Origin of the sequence: Roseovarius sp. MBR-78, from assembly GCF_040547535.1 — a bacterium.
In the GTDB taxonomy this organism is placed as follows: domain Bacteria; phylum Pseudomonadota; class Alphaproteobacteria; order Rhodobacterales; family Rhodobacteraceae; genus Roseovarius.
Genome location: NZ_JBEPPX010000008.1, coordinates 125,452 through 143,478, shown reverse-complemented (window position 1 = coordinate 143,478; position 18,027 = coordinate 125,452). Strand labels below are relative to the sequence as shown.

At 65.1% G+C, this 18,027-nt stretch carries 21 protein-coding genes; 19 read left to right on the top strand and 2 right to left on the bottom strand.

The genetic code is table 11. The features are described from left to right. Positions 1 to 225: 225 nt before the first annotated feature. The gene (locus tag ABIE58_RS08825; RefSeq protein WP_354544386.1) at positions 226 to 1,107 is read left to right on the top strand and encodes a LysR family transcriptional regulator; all 882 of its coding nucleotides are present in this window, start codon (positions 226 to 228) and stop codon (positions 1,105 to 1,107) included. Between the two features lie 3 nt (positions 1,108 to 1,110). On the opposite strand, the gene ABIE58_RS08820 is transcribed toward ABIE58_RS08825, so the two are convergent. Both ABIE58_RS08820 and ABIE58_RS08815 read right to left on the bottom strand, forming a co-directional pair. After that, a complete protein-coding gene (locus tag ABIE58_RS08820) occupies positions 1,111 to 2,088 on the bottom strand; it encodes a glycosyltransferase family 61 protein (protein ID WP_354544330.1) in 978 nt (325 codons plus the stop codon). Then, positions 2,078 to 2,455, bottom strand: a complete 378-nt coding sequence (locus ABIE58_RS08815) for an ArsR/SmtB family transcription factor (protein ID WP_354544329.1) — start codon at positions 2,453 to 2,455, stop codon at positions 2,078 to 2,080. Before ABIE58_RS08815 ends, ABIE58_RS08820 begins: the two co-directional genes overlap by 11 nt. Before the next feature lie 135 nt (positions 2,456 to 2,590). Between ABIE58_RS08815 and ABIE58_RS08810 the strand changes: the two genes are divergently transcribed. The 18 genes from ABIE58_RS08810 to ABIE58_RS08725 all read left to right on the top strand — a co-directional run bounded on the left by ABIE58_RS08810 (position 2,591) and on the right by ABIE58_RS08725 (position 18,012). After that, positions 2,591 to 3,004 (top strand): universal stress protein, encoded by a 414-nt coding sequence (locus tag ABIE58_RS08810; protein ID WP_354544328.1) that lies wholly within the window; start codon positions 2,591 to 2,593, stop codon positions 3,002 to 3,004. A 200-nt stretch (positions 3,005 to 3,204) separates the two neighbouring features. After that, positions 3,205 to 3,543, top strand: a complete 339-nt coding sequence (locus ABIE58_RS08805) for an AtpZ/AtpI family protein (RefSeq protein WP_354544327.1) — start codon at positions 3,205 to 3,207, stop codon at positions 3,541 to 3,543. Next, complete coding sequence (locus tag ABIE58_RS08800; RefSeq protein WP_354544326.1) at positions 3,533 to 4,315, top strand: F0F1 ATP synthase subunit A; 783 nt, start codon at positions 3,533 to 3,535, stop codon at positions 4,313 to 4,315. Before ABIE58_RS08805 ends, ABIE58_RS08800 begins: the two co-directional genes overlap by 11 nt. A gap of 69 nt (positions 4,316 to 4,384) precedes the next feature. Next, entirely contained in the window at positions 4,385 to 4,621 is a 237-nt protein-coding gene (locus ABIE58_RS08795; RefSeq protein ID WP_354537609.1) for a F0F1 ATP synthase subunit C, read from the top strand. An 86-nt stretch (positions 4,622 to 4,707) separates the two neighbouring features. Next, on the top strand, positions 4,708 to 5,229 hold the full coding sequence (locus ABIE58_RS08790; RefSeq protein ID WP_354544325.1) for a F0F1 ATP synthase subunit B': 522 nt from the start codon (positions 4,708 to 4,710) through the stop codon (positions 5,227 to 5,229). 5 nt (positions 5,230 to 5,234) lie between these two features. Further along, positions 5,235 to 5,795 carry a F0F1 ATP synthase subunit B gene (locus ABIE58_RS08785; protein ID WP_354544324.1) on the top strand — a complete coding sequence of 187 codons (561 nt, stop codon included), beginning with the start codon at positions 5,235 to 5,237 and terminating at the stop codon, positions 5,793 to 5,795. A gap of 148 nt (positions 5,796 to 5,943) precedes the next feature. Next, a complete protein-coding gene (gene gor / locus ABIE58_RS08780) occupies positions 5,944 to 7,299 on the top strand; it encodes a glutathione-disulfide reductase (RefSeq protein ID WP_354544323.1) in 1,356 nt (451 codons plus the stop codon). Positions 7,300 to 7,368: 69 nt separating this feature from the next. Next, complete coding sequence (gene hflK, locus ABIE58_RS08775) at positions 7,369 to 8,514, top strand: FtsH protease activity modulator HflK (RefSeq protein ID WP_354544322.1); 1,146 nt, start codon at positions 7,369 to 7,371, stop codon at positions 8,512 to 8,514. A 4-nt stretch (positions 8,515 to 8,518) separates the two neighbouring features. Then, on the top strand, positions 8,519 to 9,397 hold the full coding sequence (gene hflC, locus ABIE58_RS08770) for a protease modulator HflC (RefSeq protein WP_354544321.1): 879 nt from the start codon (positions 8,519 to 8,521) through the stop codon (positions 9,395 to 9,397). Beyond that, positions 9,394 to 9,591: a DUF2065 family protein gene (locus tag ABIE58_RS08765; protein WP_354544320.1), complete on the top strand. Its 198-nt coding sequence runs from the start codon at positions 9,394 to 9,396 to the stop codon at positions 9,589 to 9,591. Before hflC ends, ABIE58_RS08765 begins: the two co-directional genes overlap by 4 nt. Before the next feature lie 191 nt (positions 9,592 to 9,782). Then, complete coding sequence (locus tag ABIE58_RS08760; RefSeq protein ID WP_354544385.1) at positions 9,783 to 11,198, top strand: DegQ family serine endoprotease; 1,416 nt, start codon at positions 9,783 to 9,785, stop codon at positions 11,196 to 11,198. 133 nt (positions 11,199 to 11,331) lie between these two features. Beyond that, positions 11,332 to 11,709: a fluoride efflux transporter CrcB gene (gene crcB / locus ABIE58_RS08755; protein WP_354544319.1), complete on the top strand. Its 378-nt coding sequence runs from the start codon at positions 11,332 to 11,334 to the stop codon at positions 11,707 to 11,709. Continuing rightward, positions 11,706 to 12,749, top strand: a complete 1,044-nt coding sequence (locus tag ABIE58_RS08750) for an RluA family pseudouridine synthase (protein WP_354544318.1) — start codon at positions 11,706 to 11,708, stop codon at positions 12,747 to 12,749. Before crcB ends, ABIE58_RS08750 begins: the two co-directional genes overlap by 4 nt. Then, positions 12,746 to 13,429, top strand: coding sequence for an HAD-IA family hydrolase (locus tag ABIE58_RS08745; RefSeq protein ID WP_354544317.1), 684 nt, complete (start codon positions 12,746 to 12,748; stop codon positions 13,427 to 13,429). Before ABIE58_RS08750 ends, ABIE58_RS08745 begins: the two co-directional genes overlap by 4 nt. Beyond that, positions 13,426 to 14,148 carry an ATP12 family chaperone protein gene (locus ABIE58_RS08740; RefSeq protein ID WP_354544316.1) on the top strand — a complete coding sequence of 241 codons (723 nt, stop codon included), beginning with the start codon at positions 13,426 to 13,428 and terminating at the stop codon, positions 14,146 to 14,148. The genes ABIE58_RS08745 and ABIE58_RS08740 overlap by 4 nt, the downstream gene beginning before the upstream one ends. A gap of 202 nt (positions 14,149 to 14,350) precedes the next feature. Next, complete coding sequence (locus ABIE58_RS08735) at positions 14,351 to 15,370, top strand: amino acid ABC transporter substrate-binding protein (protein ID WP_354544315.1); 1,020 nt, start codon at positions 14,351 to 14,353, stop codon at positions 15,368 to 15,370. 134 nt (positions 15,371 to 15,504) lie between these two features. Further along, entirely contained in the window at positions 15,505 to 16,719 is a 1,215-nt protein-coding gene (locus ABIE58_RS08730) for an amino acid ABC transporter permease (protein ID WP_354544314.1), read from the top strand. A gap of 3 nt (positions 16,720 to 16,722) precedes the next feature. Then, complete coding sequence (locus tag ABIE58_RS08725) at positions 16,723 to 18,012, top strand: amino acid ABC transporter permease (protein ID WP_354544313.1); 1,290 nt, start codon at positions 16,723 to 16,725, stop codon at positions 18,010 to 18,012. Positions 18,013 to 18,027: the final 15 nt, after the last annotated feature.

Sequence of the window (18,027 nt, the reverse complement as noted above, 5' to 3'; positions counted from 1 at the left end):
GTCGCCCCCGAGCGGCAGGGGCCTATCAAAACATAACTGCCCCCACGGGCGCAACGCGCTGGTGGAGGGCGATCCCGGACCAATGCCCAAGGGACCGGAAGCGGCCTGCCTCCGGGGATTGCAGGGCGTTTACGGCGTGGGCATGCCTGAGTCAAGCCTCGGTGATTGCAACCGCGACGGGGCCGCCGCATAGTGGTCGGTGCAGTGCAACAGGCGGGGATCGCGATGGAAAACTGGGACGAGGTGCGCACCGCCTTTCATGTCGCGCGGGTGGGCACGGTGAGCGGCGCGGCCGAGGTGCTGGGCGTGCATCATGCCACCGTCATCCGACATATCGATGCGCTGGAGGAGCGGCTGGGGGTGCGCCTCTTTCAGCGGCACGCGCGCGGCTATACCCCAACCGAGGCGGGGCGCGACCTGTTGCGCGTGGCGCAGGCCACGGATGACCAGTTCGGCCAGTTGGCAGGCCGCATCAAGGGGCGCGGCAACGAGGTGTCGGGCGAATTGGTGGTGACCTCGATCGGCGGGCTGAGCCATCTGCTTGCCCCCGCGCTGGCAGAGTTTCAGCGCGGCTATCCCGATCTGCTGGTGCGCTATCTCACCGGCGACCGGCTGTTTCGTCTCGAATATGGCGAGGCGCATGTGGCGGTGCGGGCGGGGGCCGTGCCCGACCAGCCCGATAACGTGGTGCAGCCGTTCTTTCGGCAGGATTTCGCGCTTTATGCCAGCGAGGGCTATGTCGCGCGCCACGGGATGCCGCAGGGCTGCGGCGATTTCGCCGCGCATCGCTTCGTGGGGGCGGATGACGCCGAGACGCGCGCGCCGTTCCATCGCTGGCTCCATGATAACGTGCCGGGAGAGAATATCGTGTTTCGCTCGGGCGATGTGCACGCGCAGCGCAATGCGATCCTCGCCGGGGCGGGGATCGGGTTTACCTCGGTGTTGCAGGCCGCCGAGGTGCCGGGGCTGGTGCAGGTGATGGCGCCCAAGGCCGAGTGGGCGGCGCCGCTCTGGCTGGTGACGCATATGGATTTGCACCGCACCATCAAGGTGCAGGCGCTGCTTGGCTTTCTCAAGGCGCGTGCGCAGGGCTGGCAGGGCGGCTGAACGTCAAAGAAACCCCGCCCCCCGCAAGGCGCGGCGCAACTCGCCGAGCGCGGGCGGCAGCGGGCCGGTGTGATCGGGGGCCGGGGCAGGCAGATCGCTGATCGCGCCGGTGGTCCACAGATCGGCCTCGGCCATCACCTCGATCTGGCGCACGATGGCGTTGAATGCTGGCTGGCGCGTGCGCCGCTGGATGAGAGCGACGCGGCAGCCGGGGCGCATCACGAAGGGCGCGAGGTGAAAGGCCGAGCCGTCGGGGCCGATGATCGCCTTGGCCGCACGATAGCAGGCGATCTGCTCGGCGATGGAATGGCGCTCGGGGTAAAAGATGTGGTAGCCCGCGCGCGACACCCAGCGCTCTATCTTTTGCTCGAACGGCACCTGCTTGCTGGCGGGCTTGAGGCGGCGGCGCGAGATATAAAGAAGCTCCGGCCCGTCGGGGGCAATGGCGGCGCAGAGATGGCGGCGCATATAGGCGCGGGCCTCGGGCGTGCCGTGGCTCCAGTCGAGATGGCCAAAGCCCTGGGTCGGGATGATCGCCTCATCCACGCGGGTGGGGGCCTCGACAAGGTGCAGCGGCAGCCCCTGGCACAGCATGTCGAGCAGCGGGCGCAGGCGGCGGGCGATGATGGCGGCGATGTCGCGCCCGGCCATCGGCACAAGCGCGATGCCGTCGGGGCGGGCGTCCAAATGATCGAGCGCCCAGAGACGTGGCAGCGCCTCGAGCAGGAAATGCCCGAAATGATGCCGCCCGACCCCGGCGAAAAGCCAGCGGCCGGGCAGGGCTTCGGGCATATCGGCGGGGGCTGCGGGATCGGCGGTAAACCCGTTGGGGCCGATGCGCGTGCGCGCCGCCGCGATGGGGTGCCCCTCGGCGTCGAGCACGCCGCAGGCATGGCCGCGCCCCGGTGCCATCGGCATGAGGATGGCTTCCGGCACGCGCTCGATACAGGGCGCGGGCAGGTGGCGCAGATCAGGGATCACCGGGCAGCTCGCTTTGCAGGAACCGCTCGAACGCGTCGAGATGAACCGCCTCGAACTGGCCAAAGCCCTGCATCCAGATCGAGGCGTCGCGCAACGCGTCCGGCTCCAGCTTGCACCAGACCACGCGCCCGCGCCGCTCCTGGCTGATCAGCCCGGCGCGGCTGAGAATGCCCAGATGCTTGGAAATCGCGGCAAGGCTCATTTCGAACGGTTCGGCCACGTCGGTCACGGCCATGTCATCCTCAAGCAGCATGGCGAGGATCGCGCGGCGCGTGGGATCGGCGAGGGCGGCGAAAACCGTGTCGAGGGCGTGGGCCTTGTCCATGCCGGTGTTAAGCCCGAGCGCGCGGCACGCGTCAACGGGCATCCCCGCCGCGCGCCGCCAAAGCGCCGTTTTTCGCACCAATCTGGCCGGAAAGGGGGTTTGATCTCGAACAAGGCAATGTCAGGCTGGGGGCGCTACGATCCGCAGACCATTCAAGGAAACGCGAAAGGAAAGCATATGTTCTCGAAAATCATGGTTCCCGTCGATCTCGTTCACAAGGACACCCTGCAAAAGGCGCTCGACGTGGCGGGCGACATGGCGAAGCAATACGGCGCGTCGATCGACGTGGTGAGCGTCGGCGGCGAGTTGCCCGGCGAGCTGGGCCACACGCCGCGGGAATTCGGCGACCGGTTGCAGGGCTTTGCCGATGAGTTGCGCGAAAAATACGGCGTCACGGTCAAGGCCGATCCGCTGATGGCGCATGATCCGGCGGTGGAGACCACGGCGGAGCTGATGAAGGCGATCGACAAGATCGGGGCCGACCTGGTCATCATGGCTAGCCACAAGCCGGGATTTGTGGAGCATATCTTCAGTTCTCATGGTGGCTATATCGCGCAGCACGCCAAGGTGTCGGTCTTCGTGGTGCGGTGATACTCAACCGTTCGGTTGAACATGCCGCAGCCGCCCGATGCCCATGCGGGGTGGCTGTGGCAGACTGCCACTGCCGTTTCTTCTTGGTATAAATACCCAAAATATCAATGGCTTGCAGATGTCGCCCCGGCGCGTTCGGCGCGCTTGACTCCGGCCGCCCCTGACCTTAGCACATGGCTCAAGTTCCGAGAGGGGTGCGCGTGTCCGATCCAGACGACAGCGAGCGGCTACGCCAGCTTGAGGCGCGGATCGCTAGGCTGCGTGGCGGCGAGGCGAAGCGCCCTCATCAGGAAGAGCATTATTCCCAGGCGCAGCATGCCTGGCGGATGGTGATAGAGCTTGTTGCCGGTCTGTTGATCGGTTTCGGCATGGGATATGGGCTGGACCTGCTGTTTGGCACGCTGCCGGTTTTCCTTGTCGTGTTCACATTGCTGGGTCTCGCGGCGGGCATCAAGACGATGATGCGCACCGCCGCCGAGATGCAGGAGACGAAAACGCCCGATACGGGCGGGGATGAGAGGGCGAAGGATGGCGACTGAAGCGCATGGGGCCGAAGAGCCCGGTCTGGTTTTTCACCCGATGGATCAGTTCATGGTCAAGCCGCTCTTCGGCGAGGGTGCGGTCGGCATCTTCACGCTGACCAACGTCACGCTATGGATGGCGGTGACCGTGGCGGCGATTTTCGCGCTGCTGGTCCTAGGCACTGCCGGTCGCGCCACGATCCCGAGCCGCACGCAATCCATCGCCGAGCTGGCCTATGATTTCGTGCGCAAGATGGTCGAGGATGTGGCGGGCAAGGATGGCCTTGTCTTCTTTCCCTACATCATGACGCTGTTTCTCTTCATCCTCTTTGCCAACATGCTGGGCCTTCTGCCGATGGCCTTCACCACCACCTCGCACATCGCGGTAACGGCGGTGCTGGCGATGCTGGTGTTCCTCACCGTGACCATTGTCGGTTTCGTGCGTCACGGTGCGGGGTTCCTGAGTCTCTTCTGGGTCACTTCGGCGCCTCTGCCGCTGCGCCCTGTGCTGGCGCTGATCGAGGTGATTTCCTATTTCGTGCGTCCCGTCAGCCATTCCATCCGTCTTGCCGGCAACATGATGGCCGGGCACGCGGTGGTGAAGGTGTTCGCGGCTTTCGCCCCGATGGTCATCCTCTCCACCGGCATCGGCCTTCTGGTCACGCCGCTGTCGGTCCTGGCCATCGCCACCATCTATGCGCTCGAACTGCTGGTGGCCTTCATTCAGGCCTACGTGTTCACGATCCTGACCTGCGTTTACCTCAAGGATGCGCTGCATCCTCATCACTGAGTTACGGTGGGCATAGCCCACTTCCACGAGCTACGAAGCACTGCCAATTCCAACGTAAGGAGACACACTATGGAAGGCGATATCGTTCAAATGGGTGCATATATCGGCGCTGGTCTTGCCTGCATGGGCATGGGCGGGGCAGCGATCGGTGTGGGCAATGTTGCCGGCAACTTCCTCGCCGGCGCGCTGCGCAACCCCTCGGCCGCTGGCGGCCAGACCGCGACGCTCTTCATCGGCATCGCATTCGCCGAAGCGCTGGGGATTTTCTCGTTCCTCGTCGCGCTGCTGCTGATGTTCGCCGTCTGATCCTTACGGGTATCTGATCCTTACGGTCGGGGGGCGGCAGTTGCGCGCCTCCCGGTGTATTCGGACCTTTCCCGAGGGAGACTGACATGGCGAGCGAAGCAAAAGCGGCCGAGAGCGCGACGGGTCTGCCGCAGCTCGATTTCTCGACATTCGGCAACCAGATCTTCTGGCTTCTGGTGGCGTTGGTCGTGATCTATTTCATCCTGTCGCGCATCGCGCTGCCGCGTATTGCGGCTGTGCTGGCAGAGCGGCAGGGAACCATCACCAACGATCTTGCCGCCGCTGAGGACCTCAAGGCCCGCGCGGTCGAGGCGGAAGAGGCCTACAAGAAGGCCCTCGCGGATGCCAAGGCCGAGGCGCAGAAGATCATCGCCGAGACCAAGGCGGCGATCCGAGAGGATCTTGACCGCGCCAATGAGAAGGCCGATGCCGAGATCAAGGCGCGCACCGACGAGGGCGAGAAGCGGATCGCCGAGATCCGCGCCGGTGCGCTCGATGCGGTCAAGGCCGTGGCCGGGGATGTGGCGGGCGAGCTTGTCGCCGCAATGGGCCAGAAACCCGATGGGCGGAGCGTCAACGCGGCGGTCAATGCCCGGATGAAAGGATGAATGCGATGCGCAAGTTGATCCTGACGGCGGGTGCCGCGCTTGCCGCAAGCCCGGCGCTCGCGGCCTCTGGCCCGTTCGTGTCGCTCTTCAATACCGATTTCGTGGTGTTGTTGGCGTTCCTGATCTTTGTCGGGGTGTTACTCTATCTAAAGGTGCCGGGCCTTCTCGGCACCAAGCTTGACGAGCGTGCCGCCGGTATCAAGGCCGATCTCGACGAGGCGCGCAAGCTGCGCGAAGAGGCGCAGCAGGTGCTGGCAAGCTATGAGCGCAAGCAAAAAGAGGCGCAAGAGCAGGCCGACCGCATCGTGGAGCACGCCCGCAAGGAGGCCGAACAGGCCGGCGAGGATGCCAAGGACGAGATCAGGCGCTCGATCGAGCGGCGTCTTCAGGCCGCCGAGGACCAGATCGCCAGTGCCGAGGCGCGCGCGGTGCGCGACGTGCGCAATCAGGCGATTGCCGTGGCCACCGCTGCGGCGCGCGACGTGATCGCCAAGAAGATGAGCGCCGACGATGCCGACAAGCTGATTGATGCAGGCATTGGCGAGGTCGAGGCCAAGCTTCACTGACATCCACGGCGCGAGAGCCAATCAGACAGGGCCGCGCTCCCGCAAGGGGCGCGGCCCTTTCGCGTGGGGTATCGGCGCGATTGAGGGTTTCACATTGCCCCTGTGGTGGGATATGTCGGCGGGTGACCAAGGACGGGAGCCGGGTGACATGGTATTCGACTACGACCTTTTCGTGATCGGTGGCGGATCGGGCGGGGTGCGCGCGGCGCGCGTGGCCGCGCAGGGCGGCGCGAAGGTCGCGCTCGCCGAGGAGAGCCGCTATGGCGGCACCTGCGTGATCCGGGGCTGCGTGCCGAAAAAGCTGATGGTTTACGCCTCGGAATTTCCCGACGCCATTGCCGAGGCACGGGCCTTTGGCTGGGACGTGACGCAAGGGGCGTTCGACTGGCAGGCCTTCCACGCCAAGCTCGATGCCGAGCTGGACCGGCTGGAAGGGGTCTATCGCGGCATTCTGGGCAATAACGGCGTCGAGACCTTCGATATGCGCGCGCGGCTGGTTGATCCGCACATGGTCGAGCTAGCCGACGGCACGCGGCTGAGCGCGCGCCATATCCTGATCGCCACCGGCGGCCATCCGGTCAAGCCCGATCTGCCGGGGGCCGAGCACGCGCTGGTAAGCGATGATATCTTTCACCTCGAGCGGCTGCCGAAATCCATCCTCATCATCGGCGGCGGCTATATCGCCTGCGAGTTTGCCTGCATCCTCAACGGGCTTGGCGTGGAGGTCACGCAATTCTATCGTGGCGCGCAGATCCTGCGCGGTTTTGACGAGGAGGCGCGCGGGCTTGTGTCCGATGAGATGATCCAATCTGGGATCAACCTGCATCTGGGCACCAATATCGCCGAGATGGAGAAGGCCGAGGGCGGCTATCGCGTCTGTGGCACCAACGGGCAGGAGGCGGTCTTTGAGCAGGTGCTCTTTGCCACCGGGCGCGCGCCCAACACGCGCGATCTGGGGCTGGAGGCTGCGGGCGTCGCGGTGGGGCGCAAGGGCGAGATCGTGGTTGATGACTATAGCCAGACCAGCGTGCCCTCGATCTATGCCATTGGCGACGTGACCGACCGGGTGAACCTGACGCCGGTGGCGATCCGCGAGGGCATGGCCTTTGTCGAGACGGTATTCAATGGCAACCCGACGCCGGTGGATCACGACCTGATCCCGACCGCGATTTTCACCCAGCCCGAGATGGGCACCGTCGGCCTCTCTGAAGAAGAGGCGCGCGAGCGTGGACCGGTGGAGATTTACGCCACCGCGTTCAAGCCGATGCGCGAGAGCTTTGCCGGGCGCACGACGCGGGTGCTGATGAAGCTGGTGGTCTGTGCCGAGACGCGGCGCGTGCTGGGATGTCATATCGTCGCCCCCGGCGCGGGCGAGATGATCCAGCTTGCCGGGATCGCGGTCAAGATGGGCGCAACCAAGGAAGATTTCGACCGCACCGTGGCGGTGCATCCGACCATGTCGGAAGAGATCGTGACGATGAAAGCACCGGTGCGGACCGCTTGATTTTTCGGGCATCGCGCACAGGTAGGAAAGCAGGTCCGCCAGAGGCGGAAAAGCAAGGGAAGGTTCAACATGGCAGGTAACAATGGCGGCCCCTGGGGCGGTGGCGGCAATCGCGGCGGCGATGACGACCGGCGGCCCCCTGGTGGCGGCAGGCGTCCGCCCGAGGGCGGGCAACTGCCCGAGATAGACGAGCTTGTGCGCAAGGGGCAGGACCAGCTCCGCGTTCTGATGGGCGGGCGCGGTGGCGGTGGCCGTGGCGGTGCCGGCGGCGGCGGCGAGGGGCCGCAATTCGGCAAGGGCACGATTGGTCTTGCGGCGCTGGGTGCCGTGGCGCTCTGGCTTTTCGCGAGCGTTTACACGGTCAAGCCCGAGGAACAATCGGTCGAGCTTTTCCTCGGGGAATTCTATGCCACCGGCCAGCCCGGCCTCAACTTTGCGCCGTGGCCGGTGATGAGCTACGAGATCGTCAACGTCACCTCGGAACGGACCGAGGATATCGGCCAGCGCCAAAACCGGGGCAACGAGGGGCTGATGCTGACCACCGATGCCAATATCGTGGACATCAATTTCCAGGTGGTGTGGAACATCGCCGATCCGTCAAAGCTCTTGTTCAACATCCGCGATCCGCAACTGACCGTTCAGGCGGTGTCGGAATCGGTGATGCGCGAGATCATCGCCGCGTCGAACCTTGCGCCGATCCTCAACCGTGATCGCGGGATCATCGCCGATACGGCGATGCAGAATATACAGGCGACGCTTGACGAATATGACAGCGGCATTCGCGTGGTGCGGGTCAACCTCGACAAGGCCGACCCGCCGCGCGAGGTGATCGACGCCTTCCGCGAGGTGCAGGCCGCCGAACAGGAGCGCGACCGGCTGCAACGTCAGGCCGATGCCTATGCCAACCGGGTGCTGGCCGAGGCACGAGGTGAGGCGGCGCAGATCCTTGCCGAGTCCGAGGGCTACCGCGCCCGCGTGGTCAACGAGGCCAAGGGGGACGCGAGCCGCTTTACCTCGGTTCTGACCGAGTATCAAAAGGCCCCCGAGGTCACGCGCAAGCGGCTCTATCTCGAGCGGATGGAGCAGGTTCTGGGCGATATCGACAAGACGATCCTCGATCAGGCGATCATCGGCGGCGATGGCGGCAACGGGGTGGTGCCCTATCTGCCGCTCAACGAATTGCGCCGCAACACCACGACAAGCCAGGGGAACTGAGATCATGAACAAGCTGAAATTCGTTATCCCGTTCGTTGTTGTTGTCCTGTTCCTCGGTATGTCGTCGATTTTCGTGGTGGACGAGCGCGAAAAGGCGCTGGTGCTGCAATTCGGCCAGATCAAGGATGTGAAGGAAGAGCCGGGCCTGGCCTTCAAGATCCCCTTCATCCAGGAGGTCGTGCGCTATGATGATCGCATCCTGTCGCTCGATACCGACACCATCGAGGTGACGCCGTCGGATGATCGCCGCCTCGTGGTCGATGCCTTCGCGCGCTACCGCATCAACGACGTGGTGCAGTTTCGTCAGGCCGTCGGCGTGGGCGGGCTGCGCGTGGCCGAGGACCGGTTGTCATCGGTGCTCAATGCGCAGATCCGTGAGGTTCTGGGCGCCGATCAGGTCACATCCGACACGATCCTGTCGGAAAACCGCCGCGACCTGATGCGCCGCATCCAGCGGCAGGCGCAGGCGAGCGCCGCCGGTCTTGGCCTCGACGTGGTCGATGTGCGGCTCAAGCAAACCAACCTGCCGGAGCAGAACCTCGACGCGACATTTGCGCGGATGCGGGCCGAGCGCGAGCGCGAGGCCGCCGACGAGATCGCGCGCGGTAACGAGGCCGCGCAGCGGGTGCGGGCGTTGGCCGACCGGACAGTGACGGAAACGCTGTCGGATGCCGAGCGCGAGGCGCAGGTGATCCGCGGCGAGGCCGATGCAGAGCGCAACGGTATCTATGCCGAAGCCTATGGCTCGGACCCGGAGTTCTTTGCCTTCTACCGCTCGCTCCAGGCCTATGAAACGGCATTGCAGGGCAGCAATTCGTCGATGGTGATGACACCGGACAGCGAATTTTTCGACTATCTTCGCTCGGGTAACGTTGAGCGATGATCGAAACCGCGCTTCTGGCGCTGGGGCTGGTGCTGATCGTGGAGGGGCTGGTCTATGCGCTGGCCCCTTCGCTTATTGATAGGATGCTGCTGGCGCTGGCGACGATCCCGCCCGAGGCGCGGCGGCTGATGGGTTTGTTGGCGCTGGTCAGCGGGCTGTTGCTGGTCTGGGCGGCCAAGGCGCTCGGGGCTTGATTTTGCGGCATGGACGCGGTCACATGGTTGTGAATTTCCGGCACGGGCTTTGCGAATGCCCTTGGCGCACTTACATCTAGGCCACAGAGGCGGGGCGCGGGTTTTGCCGACGCCTCAAGAGATGAACCAGAGGAGAATCCGGCGTGACCAAATCAATCGTTGCCGCGACACGACATCAGGCAGGCACCGCGATGCGGGCGGTCTGGCTGATGGCGCTCATCGTGGCGCTTGTGCTGGCGCAGGCGATCGCCGCGCGGGCGCTGCCGCAAAGTTTTGCCGATCTGGCCGAGAAAATCAGCCCGGCCGTTGTCAACATCACCACTTCGACCGTGGTCGAGCGGGGCACCGGGCCGCTGCCCATGGTGCCCGAAGGCTCGCCCTTCGAGGATTTCTTCGAGCGCTTTCGCGACCAGATGCCCCAGGGCGATCAACCCCGGAAATCTTCGGCGCTCGGCTCGGGTTTCGTGATTTCCGAGGATGGTTATGTGGTGACCAATAACCACGTCATCGAAGGCGCTGACGAGATCAGCATTGAGTTCTTTTCCGGCGAAAACCTGCCGGCCAAGGTCGTGGGCACCGATCCCAAGACCGATATCGCGCTGTTGAAGGTCGAGCCCGCGAAGCCGCTTCCCTTCGTCAAGTTCGGCGATAGCGACACCGCACGCGTGGGCGATTGGGTGCTGGCGATGGGCAATCCGTTAGGCCAAGGGTTTTCGCTGTCGGCGGGGATCGTTTCGGCGCGCAACCGGGCGCTCTCGGGCACCTATGACGATTACATCCAGACCGACGCCGCGATCAACCGGGGCAATTCGGGCGGGCCGCTGTTCAACATGGCGGGCGACGTGGTCGGCGTGAACACCGCGATCCTGAGCCCCACCGGCGGCTCTATCGGGATCGGCTTTTCGATGGCGTCGAACGTGGTGACGCGGGTGGTCGATCAGTTGCGCGAATTCGGCGAGACGCGGCGCGGCTGGCTCGGTGTGCGCATCCAGGACGTGACCGAGGATGTGGCCGAGGCGATGGGCCTCGACAAGGTCGCGGGCGCGCTGGTGACCGATGTGCCGCCGGGGCCCGCCGCCGATGCCGGAATGCTGGCGGGCGACGTGATCCTGAGCTTTGACGGGCGCGATGTCGCTGATACGCGCGGCCTCGTGCGGCAGGTGGGCAACACCGCTGTGGGCAAGGCGGTGCGCGTCGTGGTCTATCGCGACGGCAAGACCCGCACCCTCAAGGTGACGCTTGGCCGCCGCGAAGTGGCCGAGGGCGCGATCCCGGTCGCGCAGCCCGGCAAGCCGGACGCCCCGCAGGAGAAATCCATGAAGGGCCTCACCGTGCAGCCTCTCGATGACGAACTGCGCGCGCAGCTCGAGCTTGATCCGGACATGGCCGGGCTGGTCGTGACCAAGGTGGACGAGCTGTCGGAGGCCTATGAAAAGGGGCTTCGGGCGGGCGATGTCATCACCGAGGCGGGCCAGCAGAAGGTGGCGAGCATCCCCGATCTCGAAGCGCGCATTGCCGAGGCTCGCGAGGCGGGGCGCAAATCGCTGCTGCTGCTGGTCCGGCGTGCGGGCGAGCCGCGCTTCGTGGCGATCAATATCGAGAAATAAGGGTCTGCCAGACCCCGAATCGGGAAAGGGCTCCGCTTTGCGGGGCCCTTTGCGGCTTTGGGGTCTGTTGTTGGCGGGACGCGTCTTGGCACCGCGCTTGACAAGCCCCCGGCCGCGCGCGACACACCGCCACATGATGATGATGGTTTTTCAGGTGGCCGTGGGCGGCGCGCTGGGCGCGGTGCTGCGCCTTGGGGTGACGCTGGGCATGGCGCGGGTGGCGGGCCCCGGCTTTCCCATGGGCGTGCTGGCGGTGAACGTGCTCGGCTCTTTCCTGATCGGGGTGCTGGCGGTGCTGTCGTTCCAGCGCGGGTTCGACCACCTCAACCCGTTGCTCATCACCGGGGTGCTGGGTGGGTTTACCACGTTTTCCACCTTCTCGCTTGAGGCGCTGACGCTGATGGAGCGCGGCGCGCTTGGCGCGGCGCTGGCCTATGTCGGGCTGTCGGTGGGGCTGTCGTTGGGGGCGGTGGCGCTGGGCGCGTGGTCGGTTCGGGCGCTGGCATCATGAGCGGGGTCGAGACGCGCAGCGTGGCAGCAGGCGACGGTGATCAGCGGCTTGATCGCTGGATGCGGCGGCAGTTTCCGCACCTCACCCAAGGGCAGATCGAAAAGATGTGCCGCAAGGGCGAGGTTCGCGTCGAGGGCGGACGCGTGAAACCGGCGACGCGGCTGGAAGAGGGCCAAAGCGTGCGCCTCCCGCCGATCCCCGATCCCGCGAGCAAGCCGAAATACGACACGCCCCGCATCAGCGAGGCCGATGCCGCGATGATCCGCGCCTGCGTGATCTACCGCGACGACCATGTGATCGCGCTCAACAAGCCGCCGGGCCTGCCGGTGCAGGGCGGCAGCGGGCAGGCGCGGCATGTTGACGGGCTGTCGGAGGCGCTGCGCTTTGGCGCGGAGGACAAGCCGCGCCTTGTACACCGGCTCGACAAGGATACCTCGGGGGTGCTGCTGCTGGCGCGCACGCGCGAGGCCGCCAAGGGGCTGACGGCGGCGTTCCGGCACCGCAACACGCGCAAGATATACTGGGCCGCCGTCGCAGGCGCGCCCAACCCGCGCCGGGGCACGGTGCGCTACGGGCTGGTCAAGGCCGCGGGCCACGGCGCTGGCGGCGAGGGCGAAAAGATGCACTGCATCCACCCGCGCGAGGTGGCGGGCACCGAGGGTGCCAAGGCCGCGACCACCGATTACACGATGATCGAGAACGCGGGCGGGCGCGTGGCGTGGATGGCGCTTAGCCCGGTGACGGGCCGCACGCATCAATTGCGCGCGCATATGGCCGAAATCGGGCATCCCATCGCGGGCGATGGCAAATATGGCGGCTCGGGGCAGGAGAACATGGGCGATGGCTGGGGCGCGCAGCTTGGCGGCGAGGTGAGCCGCAAGCTGCACCTGCACGCGCGCTCGCTGACCATCGAGCACCCGGTGACGCGGGCGATCCTGCACCTGACCGCGCCGCTGCCCGAGCATATGGCGCGGACATGGGATCTGTTTCAGTGGCGGGCCTCCGACGCCCCCGAAGACCCGTTCGAGGATTTTGCATGAGCGGGCCGCTGCGGCTTGTGATCTTTGACGTGGATGGCACGCTGGTGGACAGCCAGGGCGATATCCTCGCGGCGATGGCGGCGGGGTTTGCCACGGTGGGCGCGCCGATGCCCGCGCGCGAGGCGGTGCTGGGGATCGTCGGCCTGTCGCTCGACGTGGCGGTGGCGCGGCTGGCCCCGCATCTGCCGGGGCCCGCGCGCGCCGCGATCGTCGAGGGCTACAAGGCGGCCTATATGGCGCTGCGCGCCGAGCAGGGCGTGGCCGCATCCTCGCCGCTCTATCCCGGCGCACGCGAGACGCTGGACGCGCTGCATGGCGTGCCCGAGATCGTGCTGGGCGTGGCCACCGGCAAATCGGCGCGCGGTCTGGCCAAGCTCATCGAGGGGCACGCGCTGGAGCGCTATTTCGTCACCCGGCAGGTGGCTGATCACCACCCGTCCAAGCCGCACCCGTCGATGCTGCGCGCGGCGCTCGACGAGACCGGCATCGCCCCCGAGCATGCGGTGATGGTGGGCGATACCAGCTATGACATGGAGATGGCGCGCGCCGCAGGCATCGCGGGGATCGGCGTGACATGGGGCTATCACCGGCCCGAGGCGCTGGGCGCGGCGGCGCGCTTGGCGGATGATTTCGGCGCGCTGGCGGCGCTGCTGGCAGAGGATTGGGGGGCCTGGGCATGAGCGAATGGGCGGCCAAGCGGTTCTGGAGCGCGGCAGAGGCCGAGGCGGTCGCGGGCGGCTTTGGCGTGCGGCTCGACGGGCGCGCGGTGCGTACGCCTGCCAAGGCCGAACTGGTGGTGCCGACCCGCGCCTTGGCACGCGAGATCGCCGCCGAGTGGGACGCGCAGGAAGGCGTGATCGCCCCCGCCACCATGCCGATGACCCGTGCCGCCAATGCCGCCATCGACCGGGTGGCCCCGGAACGCGAGGCGGTGGCCGCGCTGTTGGCGGAGTATGGCGGCAGCGATCTGCTGTGTTACCGGGCCGAAAGCCCCGCCGAGCTTATCGCGCGGCAGGCGGCGGCGTGGGATCCGCTGCTTGACTGGGCCGAATCGGCCCTGTCGGTGCGGCTGCGCACGACCTGTGGCGTGATGCATGTGGATCAGGACGCGGGCGCGCTCGACCGGCTGCACGAGGCGGTGCGAATGCTCGATATTTGGGCATTGACCGCGGTTCACGATCTTGTCTCGCTCAGCGGATCGCTGGTCATCGGCTTTGCCGCGCTGCGCGATCATGCCCCGGCGGGCACGCTTTGGCATATCTCGCGCATCGACGAATCCTGGCAACAAGAGCAATGGGGTAGCGATGACGAGGCCAGCGCCGTGGCGCAGAGGAAAGAATGTGACTTTCTCAACGCCAAACGCTTTCACGATCTTTCGCGGCCCGGCGTCGAGGGGTGATTTCGGGCGGTTGTCGTAGGGGAAGGGCCTGCGGCTGTTCCGGTTTGCCCGAACAAACTCTTGACGTAGCGCGGTGAATCCACACAAACTCACGGTCACTGATGGGGGAGGGATCCTCTGTCCAGTGTCATATGGGCCTTGCGACAACGTGGGGTCTCAAAGAACCGCCCTTGAAAGGGCGGGAAATCAGGAAGAGGTAAACATGAAAAAAACCGTATTTCTGGGCGCTCTGACCGTTGCCGGCCTTGTTGGCGGCGCGGCGGCTGCGGCCACGCTCGACGACGTGAAGGCGCGCGGCAAGCTCAACTGCGGCGTGACCACCGGTCTCGTCGGGTTCGCGGCGCCCGATGCCAACGGCGTCTGGGAAGGCTTTGATGTGGCGGTGTGCCGCGCGGTGGCTGCCGGTGTTCTTGGCGATCCGACGGCGGTGGAATTCGTGCCCACGACCGGCAAGACCCGCTTTACCGCGCTTGCCTCGGGTGAAATCGACATGCTGGCGCGCAACACCACCTGGACCTTCTCGCGCGATACTGACCTCAAATTCGATTTCGTCGGTGTCAACTACTATGACGGCCAGGGCTTCTTGGTGCCCAAGGCGCTGGGCGTAAGCTCGGCCAAGGAACTCGACGGCGCGACTGTCTGCATCCAGACCGGCACCACGACCGAGCTCAACCTCGCGGATTTCTTCCGCAAGAACAACATGAGCTACGAGCCGGTGCCGGTCGAGACCAACGCCGAAGGCCAGCAGCAATACCTGGCCGGGGCTTGCGACACCTACACCACCGACGCATCGGGCCTTGCCTCGACCCGCGCGGCGTTTGAGAATCCGACCGATCACGTCATCCTGCCCGAGATCATCTCGAAAGAGCCGCTTGGGCCGCTTGTGCGCCACGGCGATAACGAGTGGGGCGATATCGTGCGCTGGACGCTCAACGCGCTCATCACCGCCGAGGAATTCGGCGTGACCAGCGCCAATGTCGCGGAACTGGCCTCTGGCCCGACCGACAGCCCCGAAGTCAACCGCCTGCTCGGCACCGAGGGCAACCTTGGCGAGATGATCGGCCTTGACAAGGATTGGGCAGTGCGTGTGCTTGCCGCCGTGGGCAACTATGGCGAGGTGTTCGAGAAGAACATCGGCGAGAAGACCCCGATTGGCCTTGCGCGCGGTCTGAACGCGCAGTGGACCGATGGCGGCATCCTCTACTCGCCGCCGTTCCGGTAAACCCGGCACTGACAGAAGGGCGCGGTCATCCCGCGCCCTTCACAGCTTGCGATTATCGAAAACAAGCCCACCAAGAATCGGCCCACGGCGGTATCGCCGATAAAAAAACCGGGTTGAACAACAGGGAAATACAGATGACGACGATGACCGACCCTCCGCAGGCGTCGTTCCGGCTGTCGCAGTTGATCTACGACACGCGGTATCGCTCCTACACGTTCCAATTCATCGCCTTGATCCTGCTGGTCGCGCTGATGGCCTATCTTGGGGCGAACCTGGTGACGAACCTCGCCGAGCAGGGGCAGAACATCGCGTTCGGCTTCCTGGCAGAGCCGTCGGGCTATGACATCAACCAGCGCCCGATCGAGTATGACAGCCAGTCGAGCCATTTGCGGGCCTCTTTGGTGGGGGTGCTCAACACGCTGATCGTGGCCTTTCTGGGCTGCCTTACCGCGACCATTCTCGGGGTGGTTGCCGGGGTGCTGCGGCTCTCGCCCAACTGGCTGGTGCGCAAGCTGATGGCCGGGTATGTCGAGGCGTTCCGCAACGTGCCGGTCCTGATCTGGATCCTCATCATCTTTACCATCATGACGGCGGTGCTGCCTGCACCGAACGCGTTCCGGGGCGATAACGCGTCCGCCTCGATGCTGTTCGATGCCTTCGCCTTTACCAATCGGGGTGTCTATACGCCTGCGCCGATCTGGGGGGCGGGATCGCTGGTGGTGGTGCTGACCTTCCTCGCCTCGATCTTTGGCATGTTCTACTATCGCCGCTACGCCACCAAGCTGCTTTACGACACCGGCAAGCTTATCCCGATGGGTTGGCCCTCGCTGGTGATTCTGGTCGTGCCGTCGATCCTTATGTTTTTCGTGATGGGACAGCCGATCAGTCTCGATTACCCGGCGCTGAAGGGGTTCAACTTCCAGGGTGGGTTGCATATCCGCGGCTCGCTTATCGCGCTGTGGTTCGCGCTGGCGATCTATACCGGGGCCTTCATCGCCGAAAACGTGCGCGCGGGCATTCAGGCCGTCAGCAAGGGGCAGACCGAGGCGGCGGCGTCGCTTGGGATGCGGCCCAACCGGATCATGAACCTGGTGATCCTGCCGCAGGCGCTCCGGGTCATCATCCCGCCGCTCATCTCTCAATATCTCAACCTCACCAAGAACTCGTCGCTGGCGATTGCCGTAGGCTATATGGATGTGACCGGCACGCTGGGCGGCATCACGCTCAACCAGACCGGGCGCGCCATCGAATGCGTGCTCTTGCTGATGATATTCTATCTCACCATCAGCCTCGCCATATCGGCGGTGATGAATGTCTATAACAAATCCATTGCGCTGAAGGAGCGGTGAGCCATGTCGCAAGATAACATCGCTTTCCACCGCAAGCACATGCTGCCCGAGGCGCCGCCACCGGCGACAGAGACGGGGGCGATCAAGTGGCTGCGCGAGAACCTCTTTTCGTCGATCCCGAATGGTATTCTGACCGTGGTCTCGGCCTATGTGGTGCTGACCATCGTGATGGCCGCGGCACCGTGGTTTTTCAACGGGGTCTGGGACAGCCCCAGCCTGACGGCCTGCCGCGAGATACTCGACGGGCGCACCGGGGCCTGTTTCGCGGTGCTGACCGAACGGTGGAACCAGCTCTTGTTCGGGTTCAAATATCCCGAAGAGCTCTACTGGCGGCCGACGCTTGCCTTTGTGCTCCTGTTCGTGGCCATCGCGCCGGTGCTGTTCATCAAGTATCTGCCGCGCGCGCTGCTGGTGCTCACGGGGCTTTACCCGTTCGTCGCCTATTGGCTGATCTGGGGCGGGTCGATCATGGTGCCGGTGGTGGCGCTTCTGGGGGTGCTGTTCGGCACCTTTGTCTATCGTCGCACCATGACCGTGAGCGCCGGTGTCGCGGTGCTTGCGGGCATTGTCGCGGCGATGGTGTTCTGGTGGGCTGCGGGGGCCGTGACCGCGGGCATGTCCGGGGTCATGGCGCTGGAGCCGGTGCCGTCGCGCGATATGGGCGGGTTCATGATCAACCTGATGCTGGGCGTGGTCTGCGTGTCGCTGTCGCTGCCCTTTGGCATCCTGCTGGCGCTGGGGCGGCAATCCTCCATGCCGATTATCAAGTGGATCTGCGTGGTGTTCATCGAGTTCATCCGCGGTGTGCCGCTTATCACGCTGCTGTTCGTGGCCAACGTGGTGCTGGCCTATTTCCTGCCGCCGGGCACGACGTTTGATTTGATTCTGCGGGTGATCATCATGATTACCATGTTCGCCTCGGCCTATATCGCCGAGGTGATCCGGGGCGGCCTCGCGGCGCTTCCACGCGGGCAATACGAGGCCGCCGACAGCCTTGGCCTCGATTACGCGCAGTCGATGCAGTTCATCATCCTGCCGCAGGCGCTCAAGATATCGATTCCGGGCATCGTCAACGTGGCGGTGGGGCTGTTCAAGGATACCACGCTCGTCTCTGTCATCTCGATGTTCGATATCGTCGGCATGATCCGTGGCCCGATCCTCGCCTCGGCGGAGTGGAACGGCGTTTATTGGGAGCTGTTCGGCTTTGCCGCGCTGCTGTTTTTCATCACCTGCTACGGTATCTCGCAATATTCGCAATGGCTGGAGCGCGAGCTTCAGACCGATCACCATTAAGGGGAGGGTCAGGGA

Excerpts from the sequence above, each read along its gene's own strand:
- ABIE58_RS08825 (WP_354544386.1), top strand. The coding sequence starts at position 226 with ATGGAAAACTGGGACGAGGTGCGCACCGCCTTTCATGTCGCGCGGGTG.
- ABIE58_RS08815 (WP_354544329.1), bottom strand. The coding sequence starts at position 2,455 with ATGCCCGTTGACGCGTGCCGCGCGCTCGGGCTTAACACCGGCATGGAC.
- ABIE58_RS08810 (WP_354544328.1), top strand. The coding sequence starts at position 2,591 with ATGTTCTCGAAAATCATGGTTCCCGTCGATCTCGTTCACAAGGACACC.
- ABIE58_RS08800 (WP_354544326.1), top strand. The coding sequence starts at position 3,533 with ATGGCGACTGAAGCGCATGGGGCCGAAGAGCCCGGTCTGGTTTTTCAC.
- ABIE58_RS08795 (WP_354537609.1), top strand. The coding sequence starts at position 4,385 with ATGGAAGGCGATATCGTTCAAATGGGTGCATATATCGGCGCTGGTCTT.
- ABIE58_RS08790 (WP_354544325.1), top strand. The coding sequence starts at position 4,708 with ATGGCGAGCGAAGCAAAAGCGGCCGAGAGCGCGACGGGTCTGCCGCAG.
- ABIE58_RS08785 (WP_354544324.1), top strand. The coding sequence starts at position 5,235 with ATGCGCAAGTTGATCCTGACGGCGGGTGCCGCGCTTGCCGCAAGCCCG.
- gor (WP_354544323.1), top strand. The coding sequence starts at position 5,944 with ATGGTATTCGACTACGACCTTTTCGTGATCGGTGGCGGATCGGGCGGG.
- hflK (WP_354544322.1), top strand. The coding sequence starts at position 7,369 with ATGGCAGGTAACAATGGCGGCCCCTGGGGCGGTGGCGGCAATCGCGGC.
- hflC (WP_354544321.1), top strand. The coding sequence starts at position 8,519 with ATGAACAAGCTGAAATTCGTTATCCCGTTCGTTGTTGTTGTCCTGTTC.
- ABIE58_RS08765 (WP_354544320.1), top strand. The coding sequence starts at position 9,394 with ATGATCGAAACCGCGCTTCTGGCGCTGGGGCTGGTGCTGATCGTGGAG.
- ABIE58_RS08760 (WP_354544385.1), top strand. The coding sequence starts at position 9,783 with ATGCGGGCGGTCTGGCTGATGGCGCTCATCGTGGCGCTTGTGCTGGCG.
- crcB (WP_354544319.1), top strand. The coding sequence starts at position 11,332 with ATGATGATGATGGTTTTTCAGGTGGCCGTGGGCGGCGCGCTGGGCGCG.
- ABIE58_RS08750 (WP_354544318.1), top strand. The coding sequence starts at position 11,706 with ATGAGCGGGGTCGAGACGCGCAGCGTGGCAGCAGGCGACGGTGATCAG.
- ABIE58_RS08745 (WP_354544317.1), top strand. The coding sequence starts at position 12,746 with ATGAGCGGGCCGCTGCGGCTTGTGATCTTTGACGTGGATGGCACGCTG.
- ABIE58_RS08740 (WP_354544316.1), top strand. The coding sequence starts at position 13,426 with ATGAGCGAATGGGCGGCCAAGCGGTTCTGGAGCGCGGCAGAGGCCGAG.
- ABIE58_RS08735 (WP_354544315.1), top strand. The coding sequence starts at position 14,351 with ATGAAAAAAACCGTATTTCTGGGCGCTCTGACCGTTGCCGGCCTTGTT.
- ABIE58_RS08730 (WP_354544314.1), top strand. The coding sequence starts at position 15,505 with ATGACGACGATGACCGACCCTCCGCAGGCGTCGTTCCGGCTGTCGCAG.
- ABIE58_RS08725 (WP_354544313.1), top strand. The coding sequence starts at position 16,723 with ATGTCGCAAGATAACATCGCTTTCCACCGCAAGCACATGCTGCCCGAG.